The 25,208-nt window shown below is 70.3% G+C and carries 25 protein-coding genes and 1 tRNA gene; 13 read left to right on the top strand and 13 right to left on the bottom strand.

Annotated features, from left to right (window positions below; genetic code table 11):
• Positions 1-59 precede the first annotated feature (59 nt).
• The 7 genes from ACFQ4H_RS02940 (at position 60) to ACFQ4H_RS02910 (ending at position 5,175) form a co-directional block, all read left to right on the top strand.
• Positions 60-281 (top strand): hypothetical protein, encoded by a 222-nt coding sequence (locus ACFQ4H_RS02940; protein WP_377566615.1) that lies wholly within the window; start codon positions 60-62, stop codon positions 279-281.
• Positions 282-300: 19 nt separating this feature from the next.
• Entirely contained in the window at positions 301-999 is a 699-nt protein-coding gene (locus tag ACFQ4H_RS02935; RefSeq protein WP_377566613.1) for a GGDEF domain-containing protein, read from the top strand.
• 93 nt (positions 1,000-1,092) lie between these two features.
• Positions 1,093-1,974: a bifunctional DNA primase/polymerase gene (locus ACFQ4H_RS02930; RefSeq protein ID WP_377566611.1), complete on the top strand. Its 882-nt coding sequence runs from the start codon at positions 1,093-1,095 to the stop codon at positions 1,972-1,974.
• Positions 1,971-3,224: a DUF3631 domain-containing protein gene (locus ACFQ4H_RS02925; RefSeq protein WP_377566609.1), complete on the top strand. Its 1,254-nt coding sequence runs from the start codon at positions 1,971-1,973 to the stop codon at positions 3,222-3,224. Before ACFQ4H_RS02930 ends, ACFQ4H_RS02925 begins: the two co-directional genes overlap by 4 nt.
• A 123-nt stretch (positions 3,225-3,347) precedes the next feature.
• Positions 3,348-3,515 (top strand): hypothetical protein, encoded by a 168-nt coding sequence (locus ACFQ4H_RS02920; RefSeq protein ID WP_377566606.1) that lies wholly within the window; start codon positions 3,348-3,350, stop codon positions 3,513-3,515.
• The gene (locus ACFQ4H_RS02915) at positions 3,512-3,721 is read left to right on the top strand and encodes a helix-turn-helix transcriptional regulator (RefSeq protein WP_377566604.1); all 210 of its coding nucleotides are present in this window, start codon (positions 3,512-3,514) and stop codon (positions 3,719-3,721) included. The genes ACFQ4H_RS02920 and ACFQ4H_RS02915 overlap by 4 nt, the downstream gene beginning before the upstream one ends.
• A complete protein-coding gene (locus ACFQ4H_RS02910; RefSeq protein WP_377566602.1) occupies positions 3,718-5,175 on the top strand; it encodes a tyrosine-type recombinase/integrase in 1,458 nt (485 codons plus the stop codon). Before ACFQ4H_RS02915 ends, ACFQ4H_RS02910 begins: the two co-directional genes overlap by 4 nt.
• A 126-nt stretch (positions 5,176-5,301) precedes the next feature.
• On the opposite strand, the gene ACFQ4H_RS02905 is transcribed toward ACFQ4H_RS02910, so the two are convergent.
• Positions 5,302-5,385, bottom strand: a tRNA-Tyr gene (locus ACFQ4H_RS02905).
• Positions 5,386-5,530: 145 nt separating this feature from the next.
• Here ACFQ4H_RS02905 and ACFQ4H_RS02900 point away from each other — a divergent pair.
• Complete coding sequence (locus ACFQ4H_RS02900) at positions 5,531-6,025, top strand: YajQ family cyclic di-GMP-binding protein (protein WP_377566600.1); 495 nt, start codon at positions 5,531-5,533, stop codon at positions 6,023-6,025.
• Between the two features lie 89 nt (positions 6,026-6,114).
• On the opposite strand, the gene ACFQ4H_RS02895 is transcribed toward ACFQ4H_RS02900, so the two are convergent.
• The 10 genes from ACFQ4H_RS02895 to ACFQ4H_RS02850 form a co-directional block, all read right to left on the bottom strand.
• Entirely contained in the window at positions 6,115-7,389 is a 1,275-nt protein-coding gene (locus tag ACFQ4H_RS02895; protein WP_377566598.1) for an MFS transporter, read from the bottom strand.
• A 233-nt stretch (positions 7,390-7,622) separates the two neighbouring features.
• Entirely contained in the window at positions 7,623-8,501 is an 879-nt protein-coding gene (htpX, locus tag ACFQ4H_RS02890; RefSeq protein WP_377566597.1) for a zinc metalloprotease HtpX, read from the bottom strand.
• Between the two features lie 202 nt (positions 8,502-8,703).
• A complete protein-coding gene (locus ACFQ4H_RS02885) occupies positions 8,704-10,179 on the bottom strand; it encodes an NADH-quinone oxidoreductase subunit N (protein WP_377566595.1) in 1,476 nt (491 codons plus the stop codon).
• The gene (locus tag ACFQ4H_RS02880; protein WP_377566674.1) at positions 10,176-11,720 is read right to left on the bottom strand and encodes a complex I subunit 4 family protein; all 1,545 of its coding nucleotides are present in this window, start codon (positions 11,718-11,720) and stop codon (positions 10,176-10,178) included. Before ACFQ4H_RS02880 ends, ACFQ4H_RS02885 begins: the two co-directional genes overlap by 4 nt.
• 32 nt (positions 11,721-11,752) lie before the next feature.
• On the bottom strand, positions 11,753-13,675 hold the full coding sequence (locus tag ACFQ4H_RS02875) for an NADH-quinone oxidoreductase subunit 5 family protein (RefSeq protein WP_377566593.1): 1,923 nt from the start codon (positions 13,673-13,675) through the stop codon (positions 11,753-11,755).
• On the bottom strand, positions 13,672-14,058 hold the full coding sequence (gene nuoK / locus ACFQ4H_RS02870) for an NADH-quinone oxidoreductase subunit NuoK (protein ID WP_377566591.1): 387 nt from the start codon (positions 14,056-14,058) through the stop codon (positions 13,672-13,674). The genes ACFQ4H_RS02875 and nuoK overlap by 4 nt, the downstream gene beginning before the upstream one ends.
• Positions 14,055-14,561 (bottom strand): NADH-quinone oxidoreductase subunit J family protein, encoded by a 507-nt coding sequence (locus ACFQ4H_RS02865; protein ID WP_377566589.1) that lies wholly within the window; start codon positions 14,559-14,561, stop codon positions 14,055-14,057. The genes nuoK and ACFQ4H_RS02865 overlap by 4 nt, the downstream gene beginning before the upstream one ends.
• Positions 14,558-15,277, bottom strand: a complete 720-nt coding sequence (locus ACFQ4H_RS02860; protein WP_377566587.1) for a NuoI/complex I 23 kDa subunit family protein — start codon at positions 15,275-15,277, stop codon at positions 14,558-14,560. Before ACFQ4H_RS02860 ends, ACFQ4H_RS02865 begins: the two co-directional genes overlap by 4 nt.
• A gap of 127 nt (positions 15,278-15,404) precedes the next feature.
• Positions 15,405-16,370, bottom strand: a complete 966-nt coding sequence (locus ACFQ4H_RS02855) for a complex I subunit 1/NuoH family protein (RefSeq protein ID WP_377566585.1) — start codon at positions 16,368-16,370, stop codon at positions 15,405-15,407.
• A complete protein-coding gene (locus ACFQ4H_RS02850; RefSeq protein WP_377566583.1) occupies positions 16,370-16,948 on the bottom strand; it encodes an NADH-quinone oxidoreductase subunit C in 579 nt (192 codons plus the stop codon). The genes ACFQ4H_RS02855 and ACFQ4H_RS02850 overlap by 1 nt, the downstream gene beginning before the upstream one ends.
• A gap of 128 nt (positions 16,949-17,076) precedes the next feature.
• Here ACFQ4H_RS02850 and ACFQ4H_RS02845 point away from each other — a divergent pair, with 128 nt between their 5' ends.
• The 5 genes from ACFQ4H_RS02845 (at position 17,077) to ACFQ4H_RS02825 (ending at position 23,655) form a co-directional block, all read left to right on the top strand.
• Positions 17,077-18,123, top strand: coding sequence for a glucose 1-dehydrogenase (locus ACFQ4H_RS02845; protein ID WP_377566581.1), 1,047 nt, complete (start codon positions 17,077-17,079; stop codon positions 18,121-18,123).
• A 415-nt stretch (positions 18,124-18,538) separates the two neighbouring features.
• Positions 18,539-19,477, top strand: a complete 939-nt coding sequence (locus ACFQ4H_RS02840; protein WP_377566579.1) for a thiopeptide-type bacteriocin biosynthesis protein — start codon at positions 18,539-18,541, stop codon at positions 19,475-19,477.
• Positions 19,474-22,251 (top strand): lantibiotic dehydratase, encoded by a 2,778-nt coding sequence (locus ACFQ4H_RS02835; RefSeq protein ID WP_377566577.1) that lies wholly within the window; start codon positions 19,474-19,476, stop codon positions 22,249-22,251. The genes ACFQ4H_RS02840 and ACFQ4H_RS02835 overlap by 4 nt, the downstream gene beginning before the upstream one ends.
• Positions 22,200-22,361 (top strand): hypothetical protein, encoded by a 162-nt coding sequence (locus tag ACFQ4H_RS02830; RefSeq protein ID WP_377566575.1) that lies wholly within the window; start codon positions 22,200-22,202, stop codon positions 22,359-22,361. The genes ACFQ4H_RS02835 and ACFQ4H_RS02830 overlap by 52 nt, the downstream gene beginning before the upstream one ends.
• A gap of 55 nt (positions 22,362-22,416) precedes the next feature.
• A complete protein-coding gene (locus ACFQ4H_RS02825) occupies positions 22,417-23,655 on the top strand; it encodes a lanthionine synthetase LanC family protein (RefSeq protein WP_377566573.1) in 1,239 nt (412 codons plus the stop codon).
• A 32-nt stretch (positions 23,656-23,687) separates the two neighbouring features.
• Here the strand turns inward: ACFQ4H_RS02825 and ACFQ4H_RS02820 are convergent, their stop codons facing one another.
• Both ACFQ4H_RS02820 and ACFQ4H_RS02815 read right to left on the bottom strand, forming a co-directional pair.
• A complete protein-coding gene (locus ACFQ4H_RS02820) occupies positions 23,688-24,287 on the bottom strand; it encodes an NADH-quinone oxidoreductase subunit B (RefSeq protein WP_377566571.1) in 600 nt (199 codons plus the stop codon).
• A 231-nt stretch (positions 24,288-24,518) separates the two neighbouring features.
• Positions 24,519-25,139: a DUF305 domain-containing protein gene (locus ACFQ4H_RS02815; RefSeq protein ID WP_377566569.1), complete on the bottom strand. Its 621-nt coding sequence runs from the start codon at positions 25,137-25,139 to the stop codon at positions 24,519-24,521.
• Between the last annotated feature and the right edge of the window lie 69 nt (positions 25,140-25,208).

The following is a 25,208-nucleotide window of genomic DNA, read 5'->3' as shown; positions in this document are numbered from 1 at the left end:
CCGTGGAATCCCCATGGAATCCACGGCCGATCCCCCACGCCCAAAATCAGGGAGCATCGATGAAACTGGCTATCGCCACGCTCGCCGTGGGTGCCCTGCTCGGTCTCATCCTCGGCGTGCCCCTGGGCCGCCGCGTCGAGCGGGTCGCCTGGTTCGCCGACGCCACTACCGCCCGCGCCCGGATCACCGGCTGGCTCATCCGCGACGTCGCCCGACTCGCACTCACCGCCGTCGTGGTCGCCGCTGTCGCTGTCTTCACCATCTGGGCACTCGCCCGCTGAACCGAGAGGGGACACCACGATGCGGACCACACTCGCCGCTGCCGCTCTTGGGCTCGCGGCCACCGCCGGATGGCTTACCGCCCGCCACACCTACCGCACCCGCCTCGCCGACGCCCGGCACAGCGCCACGCACGACCCACTGACGGGCGCCCTCAACCGCGCTGGACTGCTGGCCGACGCTGACCGGCTTATCGACGCCGCTGCCCGGGAGCGCCGGCCCGTCGTCGTGGCCCTGGTCGACCTGGTCGGCTTCAAGGCAGTCAACGACCGGCACGGTCATGACGCCGGAGACCACATCCTCACCACCATCGCCGCACGGCTGGCCGGGATCGCCGGACCCGCCGGACTCGCGAGCCGGCTCGGTGGGGACGAGTTCGCCATCGTCACCACCGGACCGGCACCCAGGCTGGCCGACGCGGATGTGTGGTTGGCCGGGTGGCTGCCCCACATCCATGCCCGACTCACCACACCCGTCACTCACCACGGCCAGCCGCTGGCGGTCGGCGCGACCATCGGCGCGGCCCTGGCCGACCCCGGCCAGCCCATCGGCGTGTGGCTGTCGACTGCCGACCGGGCCATGTACGCGGCGCGAGAGCAGCGGACCACCACCGCCGTAGCCGCACCCGCCGACCAGACACCGGCCAGCAGGCCCGGTGTTCGGGTGCGTGACCTGGCCCGGCCGACCAGCCGACTCGCCGCCGTCCGGCTCGCTGCCTGAATCCATAACTGGCGCGCTTCGCGCTCTCACCACCGGGTGGCCAGCGCCCGACGTGGGTTGGCCACCCGAACGCCACACCAGGAAGGAGCACACATGAGCGAGATCCTGTCTGCCGCACTCGGCTACGCCGCTACCGGTTGGCCGGTGTTCCTGCTGTCCCGTTCCAAGCGCCCACTCGCCAACTGCGAGAACTGCCCCAGCGACCCGCCCGCCCACGACCCACAAGGCTGCCGCTGCCTGACCTGCCACGGGTTCTACGCCGCGACCCGTGACCCGAAAACGCTGCGCCGCATGGTCGCCCGGGTACCGGGCGGGATGCTGGCCATTCGCACCGGGTCACCGTCGGGGCTGGTCGTGGTCGACGTCGACCCGGCCCACGGCGGAACCGACAGCCTCACCCAGCTCGTCCGCGACGGCTTGTGTCCGCCGACCCGGTGGGTACGCACCGGGTCGGGTGGCCTACACCTCTACTACCGGCACCCCGGCCTACACACCCGCGTACGGTGCAGCGCCGGACAGGTAGCCCCCGGGATCGACATCCGAGCCGACGGCGGGTACGTAGTCGCGCCGCCATCCATTCACCCGATCACCCGCCGCCCCTACCAAAGGGCCGACACCGGGGTGTCGGTTGTTGAGATGGCCCCCGCCCTGCTCGATGTGTGCCAGCGTGCCAACCGGCCACCGGCACCCGCCCCGGTCGGCCTCACCACCACCGCCAGGCGGGGGGCCATCTCAAACCCTGCCGCGTTGCTGGCATCCCTGGTGACGACCGTGCGCCGGTCCGGCCCGGGTCGACGGCGGGTGACGCTCTACGGCGCGGCCCGGGGGGCCGCCCGCATCGTCGCCGCCGGGGCGATCACCTCAGGTGACGCGTACGCCGCCCTGATGGAAGTGGGCCTGGCCGTAGGCCAGACCGAAAAGTCAGCCCGCGCCGCCATCACCGGTGGCTTCCGCGATGAAGGACTTGCCGCATGACCCAACCCACCAGCAGCCCGGAGCAGGTCGATGGCGCGGCGATCCTCGACCAGCTGCATGCCTGCCTCACCCGGTACGTCATCCTGCCCAACGCCGAAGCGGTCGACGCGGTGGTGTTGTGGGTGGCCGCGACCCACGTCCAACCCGCCTGGGCGCACGCACCCCGCCTGGTCATTCGGGCGCCCGAGAAGCGGTGCGGCAAGTCGCGGCTGCTCGACGTGGTCGAGGCAACCTGCTACGCGCCGCTGATCACGGTCAACGCGTCCCCTGCGGCCGTGTACCGGGCCATTGGCACCGACGACCCGCCGACGCTGCTGGTGGACGAGGCAGACACGATTTTCGGGGCTGCTGCCGAAGCCAACGAGGACCTACGCGGGTTGTTGAACGCCGGTCACCAGCGCAACCGGCCCGCGATCCGCTGGGACAACAACACGCGCAGCCTGGAAAAGATCCCCACCTTCTCCATGGCTGCCCTGGCGGGTATCGGTGCGATGCCCGACACCATCGAAGACCGCGCCGTCGTTGTTCGGATGCGTCGCCGCGCCCCTGGGGAAACCGTCGCCCCATACCGGCACCGACGCGACAGTCCCGCCCTACGCACCCTCGCCCGGCAACTCACCACCTGGCTACGCGCCAACCTGAAAGAACTGGAAGCCGCGGAACCGGCCATGCCCGTCGAGGACCGGGCCGCCGACACCTGGGAACCCCTCGTGGCCGTTGCCGACCTCGCTGGCGGGACCTGGCCGGACCGGGCACGCCGAGCGTGCGAGAACCTTACCGCCGAGCGGGACGGAAACGCGGTCCCGTCCGACCGCATCCGGCTTCTGGTCGACTGCCGGGCAATCTTCCGGGCCGCCGGGGTAGCGGACACCCAGGGCCGGCAAGCCATTCCCAGCAGCGTCCTACTCGACAAACTCCGGGCCGACCCGGAAGCACCATGGGCCGAGTACGGCAAGAGCGGCACCGGGCTCACCGCGATGAAACTCGGACAACTGCTGGCCGAGTACGAAATCCGGTCCGGCAACATCCGCTTCGGCGGAACGTACGGGCAGGTCAAGGGCTACTACCACGCCGACTTCACCGACGCATGGAACCGGTACTGCCCCGGCCCCGACCCGGTGCCCGAGGGCGACACGTCCCAGCCGTCCCAGCCGTCCCCGCCCAGCTCAACCCCGGGACGGGTCATACCCCTGGGACGGCTCAAGCCGTCCCACACCGCCGACACCCCGACCACCGTTGGTACGGCTTAAGCCGTCCCAACCCCCAAGCCGTCCCAGCCCTGACCTGCAACGGGACGGCTGGGACGGCTGGGACGGCTCCCCCCCCCCCACCCCGAAAGTCGCCACGGCCGCCGTGAACCCGAAGGGACTGACGTGCGAATCCGACTCCACGGCACACCCGCCGAAACGCCAGCCATCCTCGCCGCACTCGCCGAAGTCCTCGACATCCAACAAATCAGCCGCCCCTACCCCGACCGGCCACCGTCCACCTGGCACCGCATCTACATCGACGCCACCCCAAAGGAGGACGCTCGCCAATGACCACGCTTAAGAAGCGGCCCGTCCCCGTCGAGGAACCACTGACGATCCCCGAGGTGATCGCGGAACTGAAGGTAAGTCGGTCGACCTTCTACTACTGGCGGCAGACCGGAAAGGCTCCCCGCTGCATCAAGCTGCCCAACGGTGAAATCCGGGTACGGCGTACCGACCTGACTATCTGGCTTGACGGCCTTGAGGAGGCTGCGTGACCCGTCGCCGAATGACCGCCGGGCACCCTGAGGAGGGTACCCGGCACCTCTCCCACGACGTACGCGTCTGGGCAATCCGAACCTACGACGGCAAGCGCAGCAAGACCTACTCCGTACGGTGGGCCGTTGCCGGTCAGGAACAGCACAAGACGTTTCGTAGTCGCGCGCTGGCCGACGGATTCCGGGCAAAACTGCTGTCCGCCACGCAGCGAGGCACGCTGTTCGACGTGGCGACCGGCCTGCCGGAATCGATGCTGCGAGAGCGCCAAAGCAAGCCGTGGTTTGAGCACGCATGCCGGTACGTGGACATGAAGTGGCCGACGTCGGCACCGAAGTCGCGAACGGGAGTCGCCGACACGCTGGCCACCGTCACGCCCGCTCTGCTGGCGACGGAACGGGGAATGCCCGACCTCGCACTTCTCCGACGTGCTCTCTACGGGTGGGCGTTCGTCGCGCCCCGCCGCGCCGCTGGCCCACCGCCGGCTGAACTGGCCGCCGCTCTTCGGTGGCTGGAACGGAACACAATCGCGCTGGCCGACCTGGACGACCCGACCCGAGGGCCGGAATTGACCCGCCGGGCATTGGACCGGCTGGCCCTGAAACTCGACGGGACACCAGCGGCAACGAAGACGATCGCCCGTAAGCGAGCAGTCTTCTACAACGTCTTGCAATACGCGGTTGAGCTGGGCTTACTCACCGGCAATCCGGTGGATCGCATCACTTGGAAGACTCCGAAGTCTTCCGAGGCGGTAGACCGTCGCCGCGCCGCGATCAACCCTCGGCAGGCCCGTAGCCTGCTGGCCGCCATCGGCGACCAGGGGGAGACTGGCCGACGACTCCGAGCGTTCTTCGGGTGCCAGTACTACGCCGCTGCTCGACCGAGTGAAGCGCTCGACCTCCGGGAGGAGAACCTCGCCAGCCTGCCGGGCACCGGTTGGGGCGAACTGCTGTTGACCAACTCGACCCCACGAACGGGCACCGCGTGGACGGACAGCGGACGCTCACGGGAACGCCGTGGGTTGAAGCACCGTCCGGAACAGGAGACCCGCCCGGTTCCGGCTCATCCCGAGTTGGTTTGCCTGCTCCGGGAGCACCTGGACGAGTTCGGCGCAGCGCCGGATGGTCGGCTGTTCGTCGGCCCGCGTGGTGGCACCATCGGCGAGTCGACCTACCTGACGGTGTGGCACAAGGCCCGAGAGCAGGCCCTGACGCCGGCCGAGTTCCGCTCACCACTGGCCGGGGTGCCCTATGACCTACGTCACGCGGCTGTGTCGACCTGGCTCAACGGTGGCGTACCCCCGACCCAGGTCGCCGAGTGGGCCGGGCACAGCGTGGAGGTGCTGCTACGGACCTACGCGAAGTGCATCGTGGGACAGGACGATCTAGCCCGACGCCGGATCGAAGACGCACTGAGAGACGACACTGACGAGGACACGACCCAGACGAGTGACTGATCCCGGAAACTTCTCCGCGCATTCTCCGTGAACGCCCGTTGATCACCGGTCTCGGTCGGTGATAGTTGGACACCTACGAAACAGCCCCTGACCGGCTTCGCGCTGGTCAGGGGCTGTTTTCGCACCTGGTGGCGGGTAGAGGATTCGAACCTCTGTAGCTTTCGCGACGGATTTACAGTCCGCTCCCATTGGCCGCTCGGGCAACCCGCCTGGGCTTGCCACCACGTACGCGGCGGCGGAAGCAAGAATAGCGGTTGCCCCGGGTGATCGCGCAAGCGGGTACGGTCGGCATGACGTGCCGTCGCCCAGCGGCCCGGAACATCTTCATATTTCGCCACACAGCAGGAGCATGATCATGGCAGCCAACCCGTCGTTCGACATCGTCAGCAAGGTCGACCGGCAGGAGATCGACAACGCCCTCCGCCAGGCGGAGAAGGAGCTCTCCACACGCTTCGACTTCCGCGGCACGGGCGCCCAGATCTCCTGGTCGGGCGAGGAAGCGATCAGCCTCCAGGCCGAGACGGAGGAACGGGTCAAGGCCGCCCTGGACGTCTTCAAGGAGAAGGTCGTCAAGCGGAGCATCTCGCTGAAGTCACTGGACTGCAGTGACCCGCGTTCGTCCGGTAAGGGTTACAAGATCGACTGCAAGGTGATCCAGGGCATCGACTCGGACAAGGCCAAGGCCATCAGCAAGAAGATCCGCGACGAGGGTCCGAAGGGCGTACAGGCACAGATCCAGGGCGACCAGCTCCGGGTCACCGGCAAGAAGAGGGACGACCTTCAGGCCGTCATCGCCCTACTCAAGGGCGAGGACTTCGGCGTCGCCCTACAGTTCACGAACTACCGGTAGAACATCCCACCGGGGAGTGTGCCCGTACTCGTCGAGCAACAGGCACACTCTCCGGGACACAGGCACTCACCGGAGCCGGCCGCAGCCGGTCACACTACCTCGGCGGCCAGCGCCTGCTCCACCCGTACGGCTGCCCTGGCCTCGGCCCTGGCGATGGAGCCGGACGGCATGCCGGCCATGGCGGCTGCGACGGCGACCGCGCCCCCAGCAAAGACGAACGCCCAGGGCACCCCGCCGGGCTGGTCGACGATCAGTCCGGCCACGGCGCCACCGGCTGCGCTGGTGCCCACCGCCATGGTGACCACCCAGGTGTACGCCTCGTTCATCATGCTCACCGGCGAAATCCGCCCGACCATCATGTTCTCCAGCGTCAGTGCCGGCGCGATCGCCGCACCGCCGAAGAAGAGCGCGATGCCGAGCGCGATCGGGTGCGACATCACCGCGAACACCCCGAAGCTGACCGCCACCGTCGCCAGTAGCCAGGCGAACTGGCGGGCCATGTTCCTCGCCTGCGGACGGGTGCCGAACCACAGACCACCGATCGCACTTCCGGTGCCCCAGACGGCCAGCAGGATGCCGGCCAGGCTCTCCGAATCTCCGCCACCGCTGTACGCCTTGGCGAAAGCCGGTACGGTCACGCCGGCCGCACCGAACGCGATGCCGAGGCCGGCGACGCAGACCAGCAGCGCGGGAAAGCCCGGTACCCGGAGCGGGCCGAGCCCCTTGGCCTGTGCATGCGTCGGGTGTGGTTGCCAGCCCCGCATCACCCGGCCGAGCGCTACCGCCGTGGTACCGACAAGGGTCACCACCGCTGCCCCGAGCAGGGCGGCAGACGCATCGGCGACCAGGACGAAGAGCGCCACCAGCAGCGGCCCAAGTACGAAGACCACCTCGAAGAGCGAGGTTTCGGCGGCAAGCGCAGCGTTGCGCAGGGCGTACCGGCCGGTTCGTGGTTCGGTGAGGTCGTTCCAGGCCCCCCGGATCGCGGCGGTCAACGGTGGATAGGTGGCTCCGGCGATCCCGGCGGCGAGGAAGATGAGCGATACGGCGCCCCCGCCGGCCCGGTTGGCGAACAGCAGCCCGACCAGCGCGACCGGGTGGGCCACCGCGGTGGCCAGGAGTACGGGGGTGGGCCCGACCCGGTCGGCGATCCGTCCGGCGATGGGGCTGATCACCGCTCCGGCCAACGCGTAGATGCCTCCCGCGACGGCGGCCAGGGCGTACCGTCCGGTGACCTTCTCGACGACGAGTAGTAGCGCCAGTGGGGTCATACCGATGCCGAGCCGGCCGAGGATGCCGGTGATCAGCAGCATGGGCGCACCGGGTATGCGCCACACCCCCAGATACTGACGCAGCGCAGCCACAGATTCCCCTTCGAGAGGTAATGGGTGGGAGACGTCCCGACCCTAACGCCAGCGGCGCGACACATGAATTGAATTCACGCGCCTGGTGCGCGGACTCACAACGGCAGGCGCAGGACGTCCGCTGAGCCGGTCGGGTCGACCTATCCCTGGAAAAGCCACGGGTGCCGCCGGACGACCCCGGCGGCACCCGTACCCGCAAGCAAGCGGCTCAGCACTTCGTCATCGGCGTTGTCCTACCGCTGGAACTGCACCGGGCCGGTGTTCATGGCCATCTGCTCCAGCCTCCGTACCCGCTCCTCCATCGGCGGGTGGGTGGAGAAGAGCGAGGCGATACCGCGCCCCTTCAGCGGGTTGTCGATCATCAGGTGGGCGGTGCTGGCGAGCTGCCCCTCCGGCGGCAACGGGATGCGCTGCGTACCGGCGTGGATCTTCCGCAGCGCGCTGGCCAGCGCCATCGGGTCGCGGGTGAGGCCGGCGCCGGAGGCGTCCGCCTGGTACTCGCGGTTACGGCTGATGGCCAGCTGGATGATCGTCGCGGCCATCGGGCCGAGGATCAGCATCATCAGCAGCGCGGCCGGGTTCGGCGAATCCTCGTCGTTGCCGCCCAGCGGCAGGAACCAGGCCAGGTTGGCCAGCATGGTGATGATGCCGGCGAGGCCAGCGGCCACGCTGGAGATCAGGATGTCCCGGTTGTAGACGTGTGAAAGCTCGTGTCCGATGACACCCCGCAACTCGCGGTAGTCGAGGATCTGGGTGATGCCCTGGGTTACGCAGACTGCGGCATTCTTCGGGTTACGTCCCGTCGCGAACGCGTTGGGCTGTGCGGTCGGGCTCACGTAGAGCCGTGGCATCGGCTGCCGTGCCTCGGCGGCCAGTTCCCGCACCATCTGGTAGAGCGCGGGAAATTCCGCCTCGCTGACCGGTTGCGCCCGCATCGAACGCAGGGCCAGCTTGTCCGACCAGAAATAGGTGGCCGCGTTCATTCCCAGTGACACGACCACGGCGATGACCAGGCCGCTGCTGCCACCTAGCCAGTAGCCGACGGCGAGGATCAACGCCGTGAGCAGGCCGAGCAGTGCGGCAGTCTTGAGACGGTTGTGGTGACTGTGCACGAATCACTCCTTCGGTGCGCGGGTCTCGTGGACCCGCCTACCGGTCCAACACCCCGGTACCCACCCATAGTCCAGACATAACTGAGAGTTACCTGGAAAAGGCGCAGTCGTGCCGGTCAGGAAGAGGTTCTTCCTGTACCGAAGGCGATAGGAAGGGGCCCTTCCTCACATCTGGGCGACGTCGAGGACGAGCTGGGGATCCTCACATCTGGGCGGCGTCGAGGACGAGCTGGGGAGCGAACCCGATGACCACCGCGACGACGGTGGCGACCGCGAGGGCTACGACGACCGCCCAGGTCGGACGAGCCGGCGAGGTGGACGGGGTGCTGCTTTCGACCGGGGATGCGTAGAGGACCGCGGCGACGCGTACGTAGTAGGCAAGGCCGACCACCGCGTTGAGCGCGACCACCACGGCCAGCCAACCGGCCTGCCCGTCGAGCAGCGATCGCACCACTGTCACCTTGGCGAAGAGACCGGCCAGCCCGGGTGGCAGCCCGGCCAGTCCGACGAGCGCCAGTACGAACGCCGCGCCGAGCCACGGGTGCCGGCGGGCGGCGCCCCGGTAGTCCTCGATCGTCCCGCCGTCGGCTCCGGCCGGCCGCAACGCGACGACCGCACCGAAGGCTGCGAGTTCCATCACCACGTAGAAGACGGTGTACGCCACGGTCGCCGCCACCGCCGTCGACAGCGCCTCGGCGGTACGGCCACCGGCCAGCGCCAGCGCGCCCAGCGGGGCGACGATGTAGCCGGCCTGCGCCACCGAGGACCAGGCCAGCAGACGGACCATCCGGTGCTGCCGCAGCGCCACCAGGTTGCCGACGGTCATGGTCAGTACGGCCAGTACGGCCAGCACCGGGCCGGTGACGACCGCCGGCAGGGCGATGGCGGTGACCGCCAGCAGGGCGATCACGCCGCCGAGTTTGGAGGCGGTGGACAGGTAACCGGCCACCGGCACGGGTGCCCCGTCGTAGGTGGCCGGCGCCCAGGCGTGGAACGGCACCGCCGCCACCTTGAAGGCCAGGCCGAGTACGACCAGCGCCACGGCGGCGGTGGCCAGCGGCACGTCCAGCAGGCTCGGCGTGTCGGCGAAGACCGTACCGAGCCGACGCAGGTGGACGGTGCCGGTGACCGCGTACAGCAGGGCGGCACCGAGCAGGGTCACCGCGGTCGCCACCACACTGACGATGAAGAAGGTGACCGCCGCCTCGGCGCTGGCCACACTGGTACGCCGCAGCCCGACGAGCACGTACAGCGGCAGGGTCAGGGTCTCCAGGGCCACGATCAGGGTGATCAGGTCACCGGCCGCACCGAGTACGACACCACCGGTCATCGAGCAGGCCAGCAGGAAGCAGTACTCCCCCGCCGGTGTCGGTCCGGTGCGCAGGATCGGCACCGACAGCGCCAGGACGCCGAGGGTGAGCAGCGCGAAGACCGTGGCGACCAGGGCACTTCGCCCGTTGGCCAGGTAGGAGCAGTCGGCCGCGACGCAGAACGTCTGGCGATCGCCGGTCCGGCCGACCAGCACCGCCGCGATCGCGGTGGCGACGGTGCCCGTCGCGGCGGCGGCGATCGTCGCGCTCCGGCGGGCCACCAGCAGGTCGGCCAGGAGCACGAGTACGGCCGTGCCAGCCGCCAGGTACGCCGGCAGCAGCGCGACGTTGTCCACTGCCTGTGTCATCGGACCACCGCCTCCACGAGGGCCTGGACCGGGTCACCGGCGATGCCGAGCACCAGGCCCGGCACCAGTCCGATGGCGAGCGCCAACAGCACCAGGGGCCCCCAGGCGGCCAACTCGGTGCCGGCGAGCCCCGGGGTCAGCCGGGTGACCGCCGGGGCCGGTCGGCCCTGGGTGACCCGTCGGAGCAGGCGCAACAGGTAGGCGGCGGTGAGCGCCCCACCGACCGCAGCCAGCACACCGAGGGTGGTCCACAGCGGCCCGCCCACCTTCAGCGCTGCCACGACGGCGAACGCCTCACCCCAGAAGCCGGCCAGTCCGGGCAGGCCCAGCGACGCGATCGCGGCGAACGCCAGCAGCCCGGCCAGCCGGGGTGCAGTCTCCCGTAGCCCACCCAGGTCGGCGAGTGCCCCGGTGTGTGCCCGGTCCTTGACCGCCCCGGCGAGGAAGAAGAGCAGGCCGGTGATGACGCCGTGGGCGATGTTGCCGATCAGCGCGGCTTCCAGCCCGGTAGCGGTGAGGGTGGCGATGCCGAGCAGGACGAACCCCATGTGCCCGACGCTGGAGTAGGCGATCAGCCGTTTCAGTTCGACCTGGGCCAGGCAGACCAGGGAACCGACGATGATGGCGGCGACGGCGAGGACGCCGAGTACGCCGGCCGCCCAGCGGGCGCCTTCCGGGGTGACCCCGACGGCGACCCGGATCAGGCCGTACGTCCCCATCTTGAGCAGCACCCCGGCGAGGATGACGCTGCCGACGGTGGGGGCCTGGGTGTGCGCGTCGGGCAGCCAGCTGTGCAACGGCCACAGCGGGCTCTTCACCGCGAAGGCCAGCGCGAACAGGGTGAACGCCACCAGTTGGGTGGTCCGGGTCAGCTCGCTGCCGCCGGTGAGTTCGACGATGTCGGCGGTGCCGGCGGCGGTGACGACGACGAAGACGCCGACCAGGAGCAGCACCGAGCCGAAGAGCGTGTAGAGGGCGAACTTGCCGGCCGCGTGCCGCCGCCGTTCGCCGCCCCAGCCGGCGATGACCGCGTACATGGGCAGCAGGACGACCTCGAAGAAGAGGAAGAACAGGATCAGGTCGAGGGCGAGGAAGGTGCCCAGGATGCCGACCTCGATGACCAGCAGCAGCGCCACCAGGCTGCGGCCCCGACCCGGGTCGGGCACGTGCCACAGGGTGTACGCGCAGCAGAGCAGGGTCAGCAGCGTGGTGAGTACGACCAGCGGGTAGGAGATCCCGTCGACGCCGAGGTGGAACCGCAGGTCCAGACCGGGTACCCAGGTCAGGTCGACCTCGTGCCAGGGCAGCACCGGCGGCGGTCCGGCGCTGACCGGCCCGTAGCTGACCCAGCCCTCGGCGCGGTTGCCGTAGAGCGGCAGGCTGACCAGGAAGGCCAGCGCCGCGAAGACGGTGCCGACGATCCGCCCCGTCCGGTCGTTGCGCCCGGGTACGGCGGCGACCAGCAGTGCCCCGACGGCGGGTAGCGCCACCGTGGCGACCAGCAGCACCTGACCGACGTTCACCCCGGTCCCACCTCCCATCGCCGCCAGCGGAACCGAGGCCATCGACTGGCTCATCGGGCACCGCCCAGAACCACGGCGGCCAGCCCGATCAGCAGCGCGCCGGCGAGTACGGCGGTGGCCGCCCGGGGCAGTCCGGCCCGATGTCGGGCGGCGAACCAGCCGCCCAGCCCGGCCGTACCCCGTCCGGTGCCCTCGACCACCCCGTCCACGACCGTCTCGTCACCCCAGCGCACCGCTCGGGCCAGCCCCCGCACCGGCCGTACGACCAGGGTGTGCTGCACCTCGTCGAGCCAGAAGGCGCGGGCAAAGGCGGGCCGCAGCGGACCCAGCGTGGTGGCCGGGTCGGCGGCCGGGTCACGCCGCCAGCGCCACCCGGCCAGGCCCGCCCCGAGCAGCAGCAACGCCACCGGCAGCAGCAGGAACGCGTTCAGGTGCAGTTCGTCGAGCTTGAGCGCGGACCGGAACGGCGCGACGAAGACCGCCAACCCGAGGAGCGCGCTGGGCACCGCCAGCAGCAGCACCGGCCAGCGCATCAGCGGCGGCGGGTCGTGCGGGTGCGCGGCCGGGGACCGGGTGTCGCCGAAGAAGGTGAGCAGCAGCAGCCGGGTGGCGTACCAGGCGGTGACCGCGACGCCGACCAGACCGGCCAGCCACACCAGCCAGGCGACCCAGGCGGGGGTGGGACCGGTGCCGTGCCGGGCGGCCTGCTCGGCGACGACGAGGATGCCGTCCTTGCTCCAGAACCCGGACAGCGGCGGCACCCCGGCCAGCGCGCCCAGGCCGACGAGGGTGCACCAGAAGGTGACCGGCATGGTTTGCCGCAGGCCACCCATGGTGGACATCAGGGTGCTGCCGACGGCGTGGATCACAGCGCCGGCGGCGAGGAACAGCAGCGCCTTGAACGCCGCGTGGCTGAGCAGGTGGAACAGCGCGGCGGGCGGCGAGCCGACGGCCAACGCCCCGGCCATGTAGCCGATCTGGGAGACCGTGGACCAGGCCAGTACCCGCTTGATGTCGTCCTGGGCGGTGGCGGCGAACGCACCCAGCAGCAGGGTGATCACCGCCATGACGCCGAGCACGGTCAGCGCCGTCGGTGCCTGTTCGAACAGCGGGTAGACCCGGGTCACCGCGTAGATGCCGGCGGCCACCATGGTGGCGGCGTGGATCAGCGCCGAGATCGGGGTGGGGCCGGCCATCGCGTCGGGTAGCCAGGTGTGCAGCGGGAACTGGGCGCTCTTGCCGGCCACCCCGGCCAGCAACAGCAGGCAGGCCAGGGTCAGCGTGCCGCCGGCGTAGTCGTGGGCCAGCACGTCGGCGATCCGGAAGCTGCCCGCGTCGATGCCGAGCACCGCGATGCCGAGCAGGAATCCGACGTCGCCGACCCGGGTGACCAGGAAGGCCTTCATCGCGGCGGCCGGTGCCTCGGGTAGCCGCCGGTCGTGGGCGATCAGGAGGTAGGAGCAGATGCCCATCACCTCCCAGCCGACCAGCAGCATGATCAGGTCGCCGGCCACCACCACCAGCAGCATGGCGGCGGTGAAGAGGCTGATCTGGGCGGCGTACGGGGCGTACCGGTGGTCGACGTCGCCCTGACCGGCGGGGGCGTCCCGGCACAGGTAGGAGATCGAGTAGACCTGGACGGCCAGCGCCACGGCGGACACCGCGACCGCGACCATCGCGGCGACGGCGTCGAGCCGTACCCCGAAGGTGACGGCGAGACCGCCGAAGTCGATCCAGACGGTCGAGGTCTCCGCCGGGCCGTCCAGCGTCGCGAGGAGCACGATCGAGACGACCAGCGACACCGCCGCGCCGGTGATGCCGAGGCCGGCTGCCGTCCGGCGTACGCCAGGTTGACGCACACCGCCGCCGGTGGCCGACCGGCTGCGCGGGGCGGCCGGCAGCAGGAGCCCGACCAGCGCCGCCACGAAGGGTACGGCCGGCAGCAGCGGCCCGAGTACGCCGACACCCGTCACGACGCCCCCACCTGCTCGTCCCGGTCCGCTGCCTCCACCGGTCCACCCTGGACGCCGTGGCTGTCGAGCGGTACCTCGTCGACGGCCACGCTGGCTCGTAGCCGGTAGAGCTGGAGCACGATGGCCAGGCCCACACCGACCTCGGCGGCGGCCACGACGATGATGAAGAGGGCGAACACCTGCCCGGTCGGTGCCCCGGCCGGCGCGCCCGTCACCGCCGCCAGTGGCGGCATCGCCGAGGCGGTGACCAGGATCAGGTTGACCGCGTTGAGCATCAGCTCCACGGACATCAGCACCAGTACGGCGTTGCGTCGGCGTAGTACGCCGTAGACGCCCAGCCCGAACAGCAACGCGGCGACGACGTACGGGATCACCGGTCTCACGGTCGGCGTCCGATCTCTGGGCGGGACAGCACGATCGCGCCGACCAGCGCGGCCAGCAGCAGGACCGAGAGCACCTCGAAGGGCAGCACCCAGGAGCTGAAGACCTCGGTGCCGATCCGCTCGGCGGTGCCCGGTTCTGCCGGCATGTCCACCTTGGACCAGCGGTACGCGTCGACGAACAGCGCGGCCAGTCCGAGGCCGGCTCCCCCGCCGATCAGGGCGGCTGGCCAGCCGGGCCGGTCCAGGTCGTCGGATGCGCCGATCGGCGCCCGGGTGAGCATCACCGCGAAGAGCAGCAGCACCACGACCGCGCCGACGTAGATGAGCACCTGCACCCAGGCGACCAGCTCGGCGGTGAGCACCAGGTAGAGCCCGGCCAGCGCGCCGAGACAGACCACCAGGTAGAGCCCGGCGCGGACCAGATGCTTCGAGGTCACCACCAGTACGCCGGCACCGACCGCCACCGCCCCGAGGGCCAGCAGAAGCATGTCCGCACCGGTCATTCCGCTGCCCCGGTTGCCTCGGGCGGCTCGGGTGCGGCGGAGGGTTCAGCTGCCCTGGGTGGCTCAGCTGCCCTGGGTGGCTCGGGCGGCTCGGCTGCCTTGGGTGCGGCGGAGGGTTCAGCTGCCGTGGACGGTGTCGCCGGGCGGGCGGCGGGGCGTGTCGGGCGTACCGCACCCGGGCCAGCCGCACGGGCAGCACCCGGTCCGGCGGCCTTTCGGGCGGCGGCGGTCTCCTCCTTGGCCGGCTCGCCCTGCGGGTCGTGCGCTGGTGGTGGTGGCACGGTCGCCATCCACTGCCCGAGGTGGTCCTTGTCGTGCAGCAGGTCCCGGATGTCGTACTCGGCGTACTCGAACTCGGGCGACCAGTAGAGCGCGTCGAACGGGCAGACCTCGACGCAGATGCCGCAGTACATGCAGAGGGAGAAATCAATGTCGAAGCGGTCGAGGACGTTGCGTTGCCGCGCCCGGGCCGCCCCCGGCACCACGACCTCTTCCTTGTGGGAGTCGATGTAGATGCACCAGTCCGGACACTCGCGAGCGCACAGCATGCAGACCGTACAGTTCTCGGCCAGCAGGCCGATCACCCCGCGCGAGCGTGGCGGCAGCTCAGGGGCGACATCCGGGTACTGCTGGGTGTGCGAGCGGCGGGTCATCGTCTTGAGGGTGACCGCCAGCCCCTTCGCCAGCCCCTCTCCAGGCACGCTCATGCCGAACATCCTGCCCTGTCAGCCCCGCGTGCGCGACCACCCCCTGGCAGCCTTCCCAGTTGATCACGAGCTTCACGTCCCGGAAACGGCCGAAAGACGACGCCAATCTCTTGATCAACCCGGAGGAGAAACCGCTTCAGCTGATCGCGACCCGGACGGCGGCGGTGAGCACGAGCTGCCCCAACGCCACCGGTACGAGCACCAGCCAGCACAACCGCTGCAACTGGTCCTCACGCAACCGTGGGTAGGTCACCCGGAACCAGATGATCACGAAGGCCACGGCGAACACCTTGAGCAGGGTCCACAGCCAGCCCAGGTAGTCGTCGCCGAAGGGCCCCTGCCAGCCACCGAGGAAGAGCACGGTGGTCAGCGCGGAGATCACCACGATTCCGACGTACTCGGTCAGCAGGAGGAACGCGAACCGTAGCCCGGTGTACTCGGTCATGTAGCCGACGACCAGTTCCGAATCGGCGACCGGCATGTCGAACGGCGGACGACGGATCTCGGCGAGCCCGGCGACGAAGAAGACGATCATCGCGGGGGCCTGCCAGAGCAGCCACCACGGCTGCCACGCGTCGACGATGCCGGGCAGGCTCAACGTACCGGCGGCCATGGCCACGCTCGCCGCCGCCAGCACCAACGGCAGTTCGTAGCCGAGCAGCTGGGCGGCCCCCCGGAGCCCGCCGAGCAGGCTGTACTTGTTGGCCGACGCCCAGGCCGACATCAGCACCGCCACCACGCCCACGCCGACCACGGCCAGCACGAAGAACAGTCCGATGTCCAGCGGCTGCCCGACCAGGTCACCCGGGCCGAGCGGAATGACCAGCAGCACCAGCAGGTACGGCAGCAGCGCCACGACCGGGGCCAGCCGGAACACCGGCCGGTCCGCGTCCCGGGGCGTGACGTCCTCCTTCTGCACGAACTTGATCCCGTCGGCGACGAGTTGCGCCCAGCCGTGGAAACCACCGGCGTACATCGGGCCGAGTCGCCCCTGCATGTGCGCCATGACCTTGTGCTCGGTCTGTCCGACGATCAGCGGCAGCACCAGGAACGCCGCGAGGACACCGACGACCCGGATCGTCAGTTCCAACCAGACCGGCATCAGGCACCGCCCCACTCACCCGGAGCCGGTACGCCCGGTGGCCGCATCGCCTGGCGACGGGTCCCGCCCGCTTCCGACTCACCGGGTTCCTTGGCTCCCGGCCACGGTTTGGCCACCCGGGAGGCCAGCACGAACTCCTTACGCAGCGGGTGCCCCTCGAACTCGGGCGGTAGCAGCAGCGGTTTGAGGTCGGGATGACCGTCGAACCCGATGCCGAACATCTCGTACGTCTCCCGCTCGTGCCATGCCGCGCCGGGGAAGATGTCCACCACGGACGGTACCCGGGCCCCGACCCGGGGTACCCGGGTGCGGATCAGCACCCCGTGCCGGTGGGTCGTCGACCACAGGTGGGCCACGACGTCGAAGCCTTCGGCCAGTTCGTCCACGGCCGACAGCCAGTCGAAGAAGTCACAGGCGAGTTCGGCGTCGTCACGGGCGGTCCGTAACGCGGACTGCCAACTGTCCAGGGGCACGTCGACGGTCGCGCGGGCGTGGTCCTTTCCGCCGGACACGCCGACCGTCGCGGCCACGTCCCCGAGCAGCGTCCCCAGCCGCGTACCGACCTCTTCCGGCGTCATGCCGCCGATCCTATGACCAGCCGGCGCTATCTGGGCCACCCGTGAACCGCCCGATCAGGCAAGCGGAGAACATGAGGGCAACACGGTTTCGGGTGCGGGGCGGCAGCGGACAGGGAAGAATATTCGGTATGCGTGCCGTGACCGTTACGCCAGGTACACCCGACTCGCTGCGACTCGTCGAAGACTTTCCCGAGCCGCCCACCGACGAGGGCTCGGTACTCGTCGAGGCGCTGGCGGTCGGCATCTGCGGAACCGACCACGAGATCATCGCTGGCCACTACGGCGAACCGACCCCCGGCTCGGACACCCTCGTGCTCGGCCACGAGTCACTCGGTCGGGTGATCGAGGATCCGACCGGCTCGCTGAACCGCGGTGACCTGGTCGCCGGCATCGTCCGCTACCCGGATCCCGTACCGTGCCCCAACTGTGCGGTCGGCGAGTGGGACATGTGCCGCAACGGGCTCTACACCGAGCACGGCATCAAGGGACTGCCGGGCTTCGCCCGCGACCGGTGGCGGATCCCGCCCAAGTTCGCCGTACGGCTCGACCCGAGCCTGGAGAGGGTCGGCATGCTGCTCGAACCGACCAGTGTCGTGGCCAAGGCCTGGGCCCATGTCGAACGGATCGGCAACCGGGCCGAATGGAAGCCGCAGACCGCCCTGGTCACCGGAGCCGGGCCGATCGGTCTGCTGGCCGCTCTGCTGGCGACCCAGCGCGGGCTCACCGTACACGTCCTGGACCGGGCCACCGGTGGGCCGAAGCCCCAGCTCGTCGGAGCCCTGGGGGCCACGTACCACACCGGCAACGTGGCGGACCTGGACTTCGAGCCCGACGTGACGCTCGAATGCACGGGCGCACCGGTCGTCGTGCTGGATGTGCTGCACAAGGCTGCCCCGACCGGGATCGTCTGCCTGACCGGCGTGTCCAGCGGCGGTCGCATGATCGACCTTGACGCCGGAGCGCTGAACCGGGAGCTGGTTCTGGAGAACAACGTCGTTTTCGGCTCGGTCAACGCCAACCGCCTACATTGGGACATGGCAGCCGAGGCTTTGGCAGCCGCCAATTCAGAATGGCTGGAGGCCCTGATCACCCGCCGCCTGCCGGCAGCCTCGTACGCGGAGGCATACACACCAGCCGGCGATGACATCAAGGTGGTACTCGACTTCGCCCGGTAATCGGCGCAGTCAGAACAGGCTACGACCGGCACCTATTCGCCGACGCGATTACCGACCCGCACCAACCGACGGGCCGCCCTCACCCGTCACGCCGGCTCCGACGTCCCGTCGTCAGCCGAGCACAAGCCGCTGACCAGCCATCGGATGCTCCGACAGGTGACCGAGCCGGGTCGACGGCATCGACATCCGGGGCAGCGCCCACAGACGCATCATTCACAACAACCCGCTCCGGACCCCGCAAAAACACCCTATCTCGCGATACATAACTCATGATCAGATTGAGTACGAGGAATGCCGACGAGAATGTTGGAATTCGCTTAAATACCTGACCACCCGGCTGACGCCAGCGCAATTCAACCCCTAGAAATCAGGCCGCCCGCTAACTAAACTCCGCGATACCTTTTTAGGAGGTGGGATGGCCGACCTGCTCATTGGACCTGCCGGAATACGGTTCTGCGACTCCCGGCTGGACCAACTCCGTACGCTGCTGGCACCGATGTTCGGTGACCGTACGGACGCGTTCCTGTCCGGTGGCCTGGCGGCTCTACGTGACCCGGAGCCGAGCCGTGACTGGGTGCAGGTCGGTCTCGCGCCACGGGAGCACCACTGGCCGGCGGTGTACGCCGGGCTCGACCGGATCGCCGCCGAACTGCTCGACGGCCAGATCGCCACCAACTTCTTCTACATGCACAAGCCACCGGGACTCCGGGTCCGCTTCGAAGCACCGCCCGGACAGCGCCCACTGCTGCACGACGAACTCCACACCCGGTTGGAACTGCTCCGCCCCCACCTCGACCAGTTGGCACCGGGGATCTACGAACCGGAGCAGCTGCTCTTCGGCGGCCCGGCCTCGATGTCGTACACGCATCGCCTCTTCACCGCCGACGCCCGCGCCTGGCTGGGCTACCACCAACTCGCCGAGCCTCCCTCAGGCTGGGCGTTCTCCCTCGCCCTGGTCCGTCAGCTCCTCAACGGCCTACGCATCGCCGGCTGGGAGGACCTGGAGGTCTGGGAACGGATCAGGCGACAGGCCCACCGGGTGATTCCCGCCGCCATCGCCCCGGAGAAGGTGAACTCCGCCGGTGCCGGCATCCGGGCCGTGTGGTCCGATCCCGACCTGCTGCGATCCAAGCTCCCCGAGCCGGCGCTGCTGCTGGTCGACCGGTGGGGCACCGTCCTACGGGACGTGGCACGGCACTGGCAGACCGAACACTTCGAGGGAACCGAGGCGCTGATCGGCTCCCGGGAGGCTGCCGCCTTCGTCACGATCTTCCACTGGAACCGGGGCCGACTGTCGGCCCTCACCCAGGCGCTGGTCGCCGCCGCCCTCGCTGACCGGTCGAACCGGCCGTGACCCAGCCTCCCGCCATCGGCGCGTCCGCCCTGTTGCGGATGACCGCGCTGCCGTTGTCGGCACTCGCCGAGGGCGGCGACCCGGAGCTCTACGCCCGGCTGGCCGAGCTGGAATCCGGTACGCGGGCCTACCGGAGCCGGGCTGCGGTCGTCGCCGAACAACTCGGCGACCAACTCGTACCGCATCCCGCGCTCTCCCGCGAACAGCGGGGCACGGCCCTGCGGGTCCGGCGGGCGCTGCACCGGGGAGCCCCGGTCCCCGGCGCAGCCGCAGGGCTGGCGGACCTGGCCGCCAACCTCCTCCCCGACACCGACCTGGCGGACGATCTGCGCGAACTCGTCACCACCGACGACTCGCTCCGCCGGGCCGGCCAGGCCGTCGCACGGTCGGTGGCGGCACAGGAGGAACGGCTACTGGCGCTGCCCTGGCAGGTGCTGCACGACCATCCCGCCGGCCGGCACGCGCTGCGGCACGGTGATGTCGCGATCTTCCAGGACATCGCCGCCCGGGTGGCCCGGGGTGAGCCATGGACGACCAAGCGCATGCGCCAACGCAGCGAGTACCTGTGGCGGATGCTCACCCGTGGCAGCACCCGGGCGACCCCCCGAGGTTGGCTGGCGCACGTCGCCACGCTGGCGGTGACGGGAGGCGACCCCGGCGACGACGCAGCGCCGGCCGGTTGGCCCGCCGGCAAGGTGATCACCGTACGCGACCTGGCCGCCACCGAGATCGTCGACAACCTGGACGAGTTCCGTACGGTGCGGGCAACCTCGGAAGCCCTGCTGGCCGACGACGGGGTCAGCGTGGCGATCGCCCCGCTGGTCTGGGCGGACGCCGAACAGGTGGCGATCTGGCTGGTCGAGGGTGAACAGCGCACCCGACTCGTGGCGATGCGGCTGCGCCGCACCGCGACCCTGAACGCCGTGTGGTCGCTCCTGTCCGACGGGCCACGTCCGGTGGCGCAACTCGTCGCCGCTCTGGCCGGCGACGACGCAGCCCGGCGGGAGGCCGTACGTCGGTTCCTCGCGCACCTGGTGAAGGTCGGTGCCCTGCAACTCGGTGCCGCGCCAAGGGCGGTGCACACCGACTGGCGCCCGGTCGACGCGTTCCGGCACCCGGTCGGCGGGGCACCCCCGGCAGCGGCGGCGGGGACGGCAGCACCTGCGGGGACGGCGACGGCCACCGCTGCGGCCACGGCGATGCCGGCGGCGTCCCCGGTTACCGCGACCTTCCTCGACGTCTACCGGCGACCGGCCGCCGATCTGGCCAGATCGCACGCCGCTGAACTGGCCGAACTCATCGGGCAGGCGCTACGCGTGATGGCGTTGACCGACCTGGACGATCCGGCACCGCCCCCACCGCTCCCCCCGGCCCTGACCGAACGGCCGCGAAGCCTGCTCGACATCGTCGCCGACTGCGTCAACGAAGGTGTCGCCGTCGGCACCCACGGCGCACACCGCCACGACTGGCCGACGGTACGTGACCCGGGCTCCGGCTACGCGCGGCTGTACCGCTGGATCGACGATCAGCTGCCGAAGGTGGCCTCCGACGCCCGGTCCGGGGCCGACGCCGTACGGGCGGGCATCGACCTGGACCCGGTCCTCGACGAGTGCGGCGCCCCGGACCAGACCATCGACTGGCCGATGGACTTCCTGCTGCGTCCGATCGCCGGGCGGAGTGACCGGTCGACGTCGTCGAATTCGTCGACGCCGTCACCGGCCGGACCGATCGCGCTGCTGGTCGACCTCGCCCCGGCCGGGGTGCTGGACGCCCGGTTCGTCACCGCACTGCGTCGGCTGGGCGGCGATGTGCCGCACGTCCCCGCCTACCGTCGGTTCCTGCGCCGGCTCAGTGACCGTACCGGTGCGCCCCTCGTCGAACTGCTCGTGCCACCGATGTCCAGCCTGGCCGCCAACGCCGTACGACGTCCCGGCTACACCGGTATGTGGACCGGCGACCCGGATCCGACCGGCTACTTCGCGGACAGCTCGGAGCAGCCGGCGGCGTACCTGCCGTTGTCCGCGATCACGCTACGCGCTGCCGACGGGCGGGTGATCGCCGAAACCGAGGGCCGACGGATCTGGCCGGTCGTGCACACCGCCCGGGTTCCCCGCCCACCCTGGGACATTGTCCGGGGTCTGCTGCTGCGGGCGTCCCCCCAGATGGATCGTCGCGCCTGGCGGCCACTGACCTGGTCCCTGCCCGCCTGGCCGGACCGCGAACACGTCCCCCGGATCACCGTTGGCGGTGGCCGACTCGTCCTGACCACCGCCCAGTGGCGGGTCAGGCGGGCTGAGCTGGGTCACACGGACGATCCGGTGATCGACCGGATGCGTGCCCTGCTCCGGCTACGCCACCGACTCGGTCTGCCCCGCTGGGTCACCGTCGTGGCCGATCCGCACGACGAGCCGATCGCCGTCGACCTGGACAGCGTACGGGCACCCCGGGCCCTGGACCGGTTCCCGGCACAACACGAGGTGCTGCTCGTCAGTGAACTGCTGCCCGCCCCGGACCAACTGCCGGTCGACGACGAAGCCACCCCGGCCGGCCAGCACGGCCTGGCCGAGCTGATCCTCCGGCTGCCGTTCGACTGCGCACCCGACGCGGCGGCCGACGTGGTCGCCGCGCGAGTCACCAGAACCTCCCGGCCCCCCGCCGGAGGCTCCGCCGGTCCGTCCGGGCCAGCGGAGTATTTCGCCCCCCAACCAGAGGATGGTGCCGCATGGACCAGTTCGTCTCGGCTGAGCTCCGGCTCGACGACGTCGACAGCCTGATCGCCGAGCTGGAGGTCGACTTCCAGGAGCTGCGGGAGTTGGCTCCGGAGGAGGCCGCCGGCCTCACCAACAACAGCTGCTGCGGGTTCGGCAGCTGCCACACCTTCTGATCCCACTGACGGTCCGGTGCGCCGCCCGGCGCACCGGACCACCGAAAGGTCCACCGTGCGTGTCGTCGCCGATCCGGTCGAGCTGGCCGGGCGAGCCCTGGCCACCGCTACCCCGGAAGCCATCGCCCGGGCAGACTGGGGCGTTCCGCTGCTGGCCCGCCTGACGACCGGGATCGCAACCGGCCGAACCAGCGGACCCTCCGCATCGACCACGGATACGGACACCCGACCCGTCGGGGCGACGGTCGACGAGGACGGCCCGCAGGTCGAGGCGACCGTACGGCGAACGGTGCTGGCCTGGGTGGCCCAGCGGCGACACGGAGTTTCGGCGGCACGACTCTTCGGTGGTGGACTCGCCAGTCTCCTGACCGGTCTGACCCACGCGTGCGCGGTGGAGCCCCGACTCCGTACGGTGGCTGACCTGTGCCGGGCCCAGCTCGTCGCCTGGTGTCGACACCGGTCCTCCCCCGACGGCCCGCTGGCCGTCGACTACGACCTGGTCAGCGGGGTCTCCGGCGCGGTACTGGCCCTGACGACCACCCCGGGTTGCCGGCCCGAACACCTGCGACCGGGGCTGGGCTACCTGCTGACCCTGTGCGCCGGACCGGACCTGGCCGGACTGCGCCACAGTTCGCGCGAGTCCGACCCGAGACTGCGCTGGAACATCGGCCAGCTCAACCAGGGACTGGCACACGGCGTACCCGGTGTCCTCGCCGCCCTGGTTGCCGCCCATCCGTTGGTGTCCGGTGCCGAACGCGACGAGCTGTCCGGGGCGATCGGACGGTTGGCCGGGCACCTGTGCCGATCCGCCTTCCGGGACGAGCGTGGCGTGCTGACCTGGCGACGGGGTAGCACCGAGGAGTCGGCCGACCCGCGCCGGCAGGCCTGGTGTTACGGGGCACCCGGCGTGGCCTGGCAACTGGCCGAAGCGGGGCGCGTCCTCGGCGATCCGGCGGTGGCGGATCTTGCCCGGGAGAGCATGGCATCGCTGTGTGCCGTCTGGGACGACGACTACTACCTGCGGGCCGAGTCGGTCACGGCACAACTGACGATCTGTCACGGCGCACCGGGGATCCTCGCCGTTGCCCGGGCCTTCGCCGACCACCTCGGGCTGTCCGCCGCCCGGACCCTGGAACGACACCTACGGGACCAGGTGGCCCAGCGGCTGACCCGGTGGTACGACTCCACCAGTGCCGCCGCGACCATGCTCGACGGCACTGCGGGCACGCTGTCCGTACTGCTCACCGATGATCCGGCGACCCGCGCCTGGCTGGCCCCACTGGCGTTGCGCTGACGCCCGGTCGTGGCTGGGTGTCCGGTCAGGACTCAGCCGCGGTCGTCGGCCGCCGGTGGACGGACCAGCGGGGCGGTCAGCGACTCCGCGCTACGGTCACCGCCGGGCCGGACACCTTCACCGGCCGGCTGGTCGGCAGGTGAGACCAGTGGGTCCGGTCGGGACACACCGCCGATACCGGCCTGTTCAGCGGCGATCTTCTCCTGTAGCCGCAGGATGCCGTGCAGCAGTGCCTCGGGCCGGGGCGGGCAGCCCGGGACGTAGACGTCGACCGGAATGATCTGGTCGACCCCCTTGGTGACGGAGTACGAGTCCCAGTAGGGGCCGCCGCAGTTGGAGCAGGCACCGAACGAGATGACGTACTTCGGCTCGGGCATCTGGTCGTAGAGCCGCTTGATGGCGGGTGCCATCTTGTCGGTGACCGTGCCGGAGACCACCATCAGATCCGCCTGACGTGGCCCGTGGGCGAACGGGATCACGCCCAGCCGGATGAAGTCGTGCCGGCCCATGCTGGTCGCGATGAACTCGATCGCACAGCAGGCCAGCCCGAAGTTGAAGACCCAGAGCGAGTAGCGACGACCCCAGTTGAGCACGAACCGGATCGGTTCACCCAACACTCCCGGCAACTGCACGGTCGCCCCCCTTTCGGTCTGCCAACCGACAGTGAATCACAGCTGCGGTGAGCCGAACTCCTGCAACCGTCCCCAGCATCGACACGTGTTACCGGCATTCTCGGGCGCGAGCCCGGTAGGACACGGGGACCTTGACGTGGCGGACAACCGGCACGGGTTCACCTACCGCTGACCGCAGGAGCCGACACCCGGGCGGCGGGCCCTTCTCCTCACCGTCGGCCGGGTGTCGGTTCAGCCGACCAGTTTCAGCATCTGGTCGATCTGTGCGGTACGGGACAGGTCGATCCGGCGGGCCAGGTCCCGGGCCGGCGGATGTACGCCGAGGCGGGTCTCCGTACGGGCCATCTCCACGGCACCGTGCTGATGCCCGATCAGCAGGTTCAGGAAGGCGGTCTCGAACTCCGTTCCGCTGAGCCGGCTCAGGGCGGCGATCTCCTCCGGGCCGGTGACCGGCATGCCGCCGTGGTCGGCGTGCGCGTGCGAGTTCGGGTCCGCCGAGGTCGGGCGGCCCCAACCCCGTAGCCAGTCCCGCATCGTGTCGCGCTCGGCGGACTGGGTGACTTCGATGGCGGCGGCCAGTACCTTCAGCTCCGCCCGCTGGGCCCGGCTCTCGGCCAGTCGTACCAGCTCCAGCCCCCGCTCGTGATGGGTGACCATCATCTGTAGGAACATCACGTCCGCAGCGTTGAACTCGCCCGACGCAGCCGACGTGGCCGGCGTCGCCGGGGTGGCCGTGGTACCGACCCCGGGTGCCCGGGCCGGATCGCCGGCCGGCGGTCCGGCGCTACCGCAGCTGGTCAGCAGCGGCAGGAGAAACGCGACGAGCAGGGTACGTCTGCGGTAGCGGGTCATGTCGTGGCTCTCCGGTGTGGCGTCGAGGGATGGGCCCGCGCCGGGGCCGACCGGTTGGGGGGTGGACCG

Source organism: Micromonospora sonneratiae (genome assembly GCF_042679305.1).
Lineage (GTDB): Bacteria > Actinomycetota > Actinomycetes > Mycobacteriales > Micromonosporaceae > Micromonospora_H > Micromonospora_H sonneratiae.
This window is presented reverse-complemented; position numbering and strand designations above follow the sequence as displayed.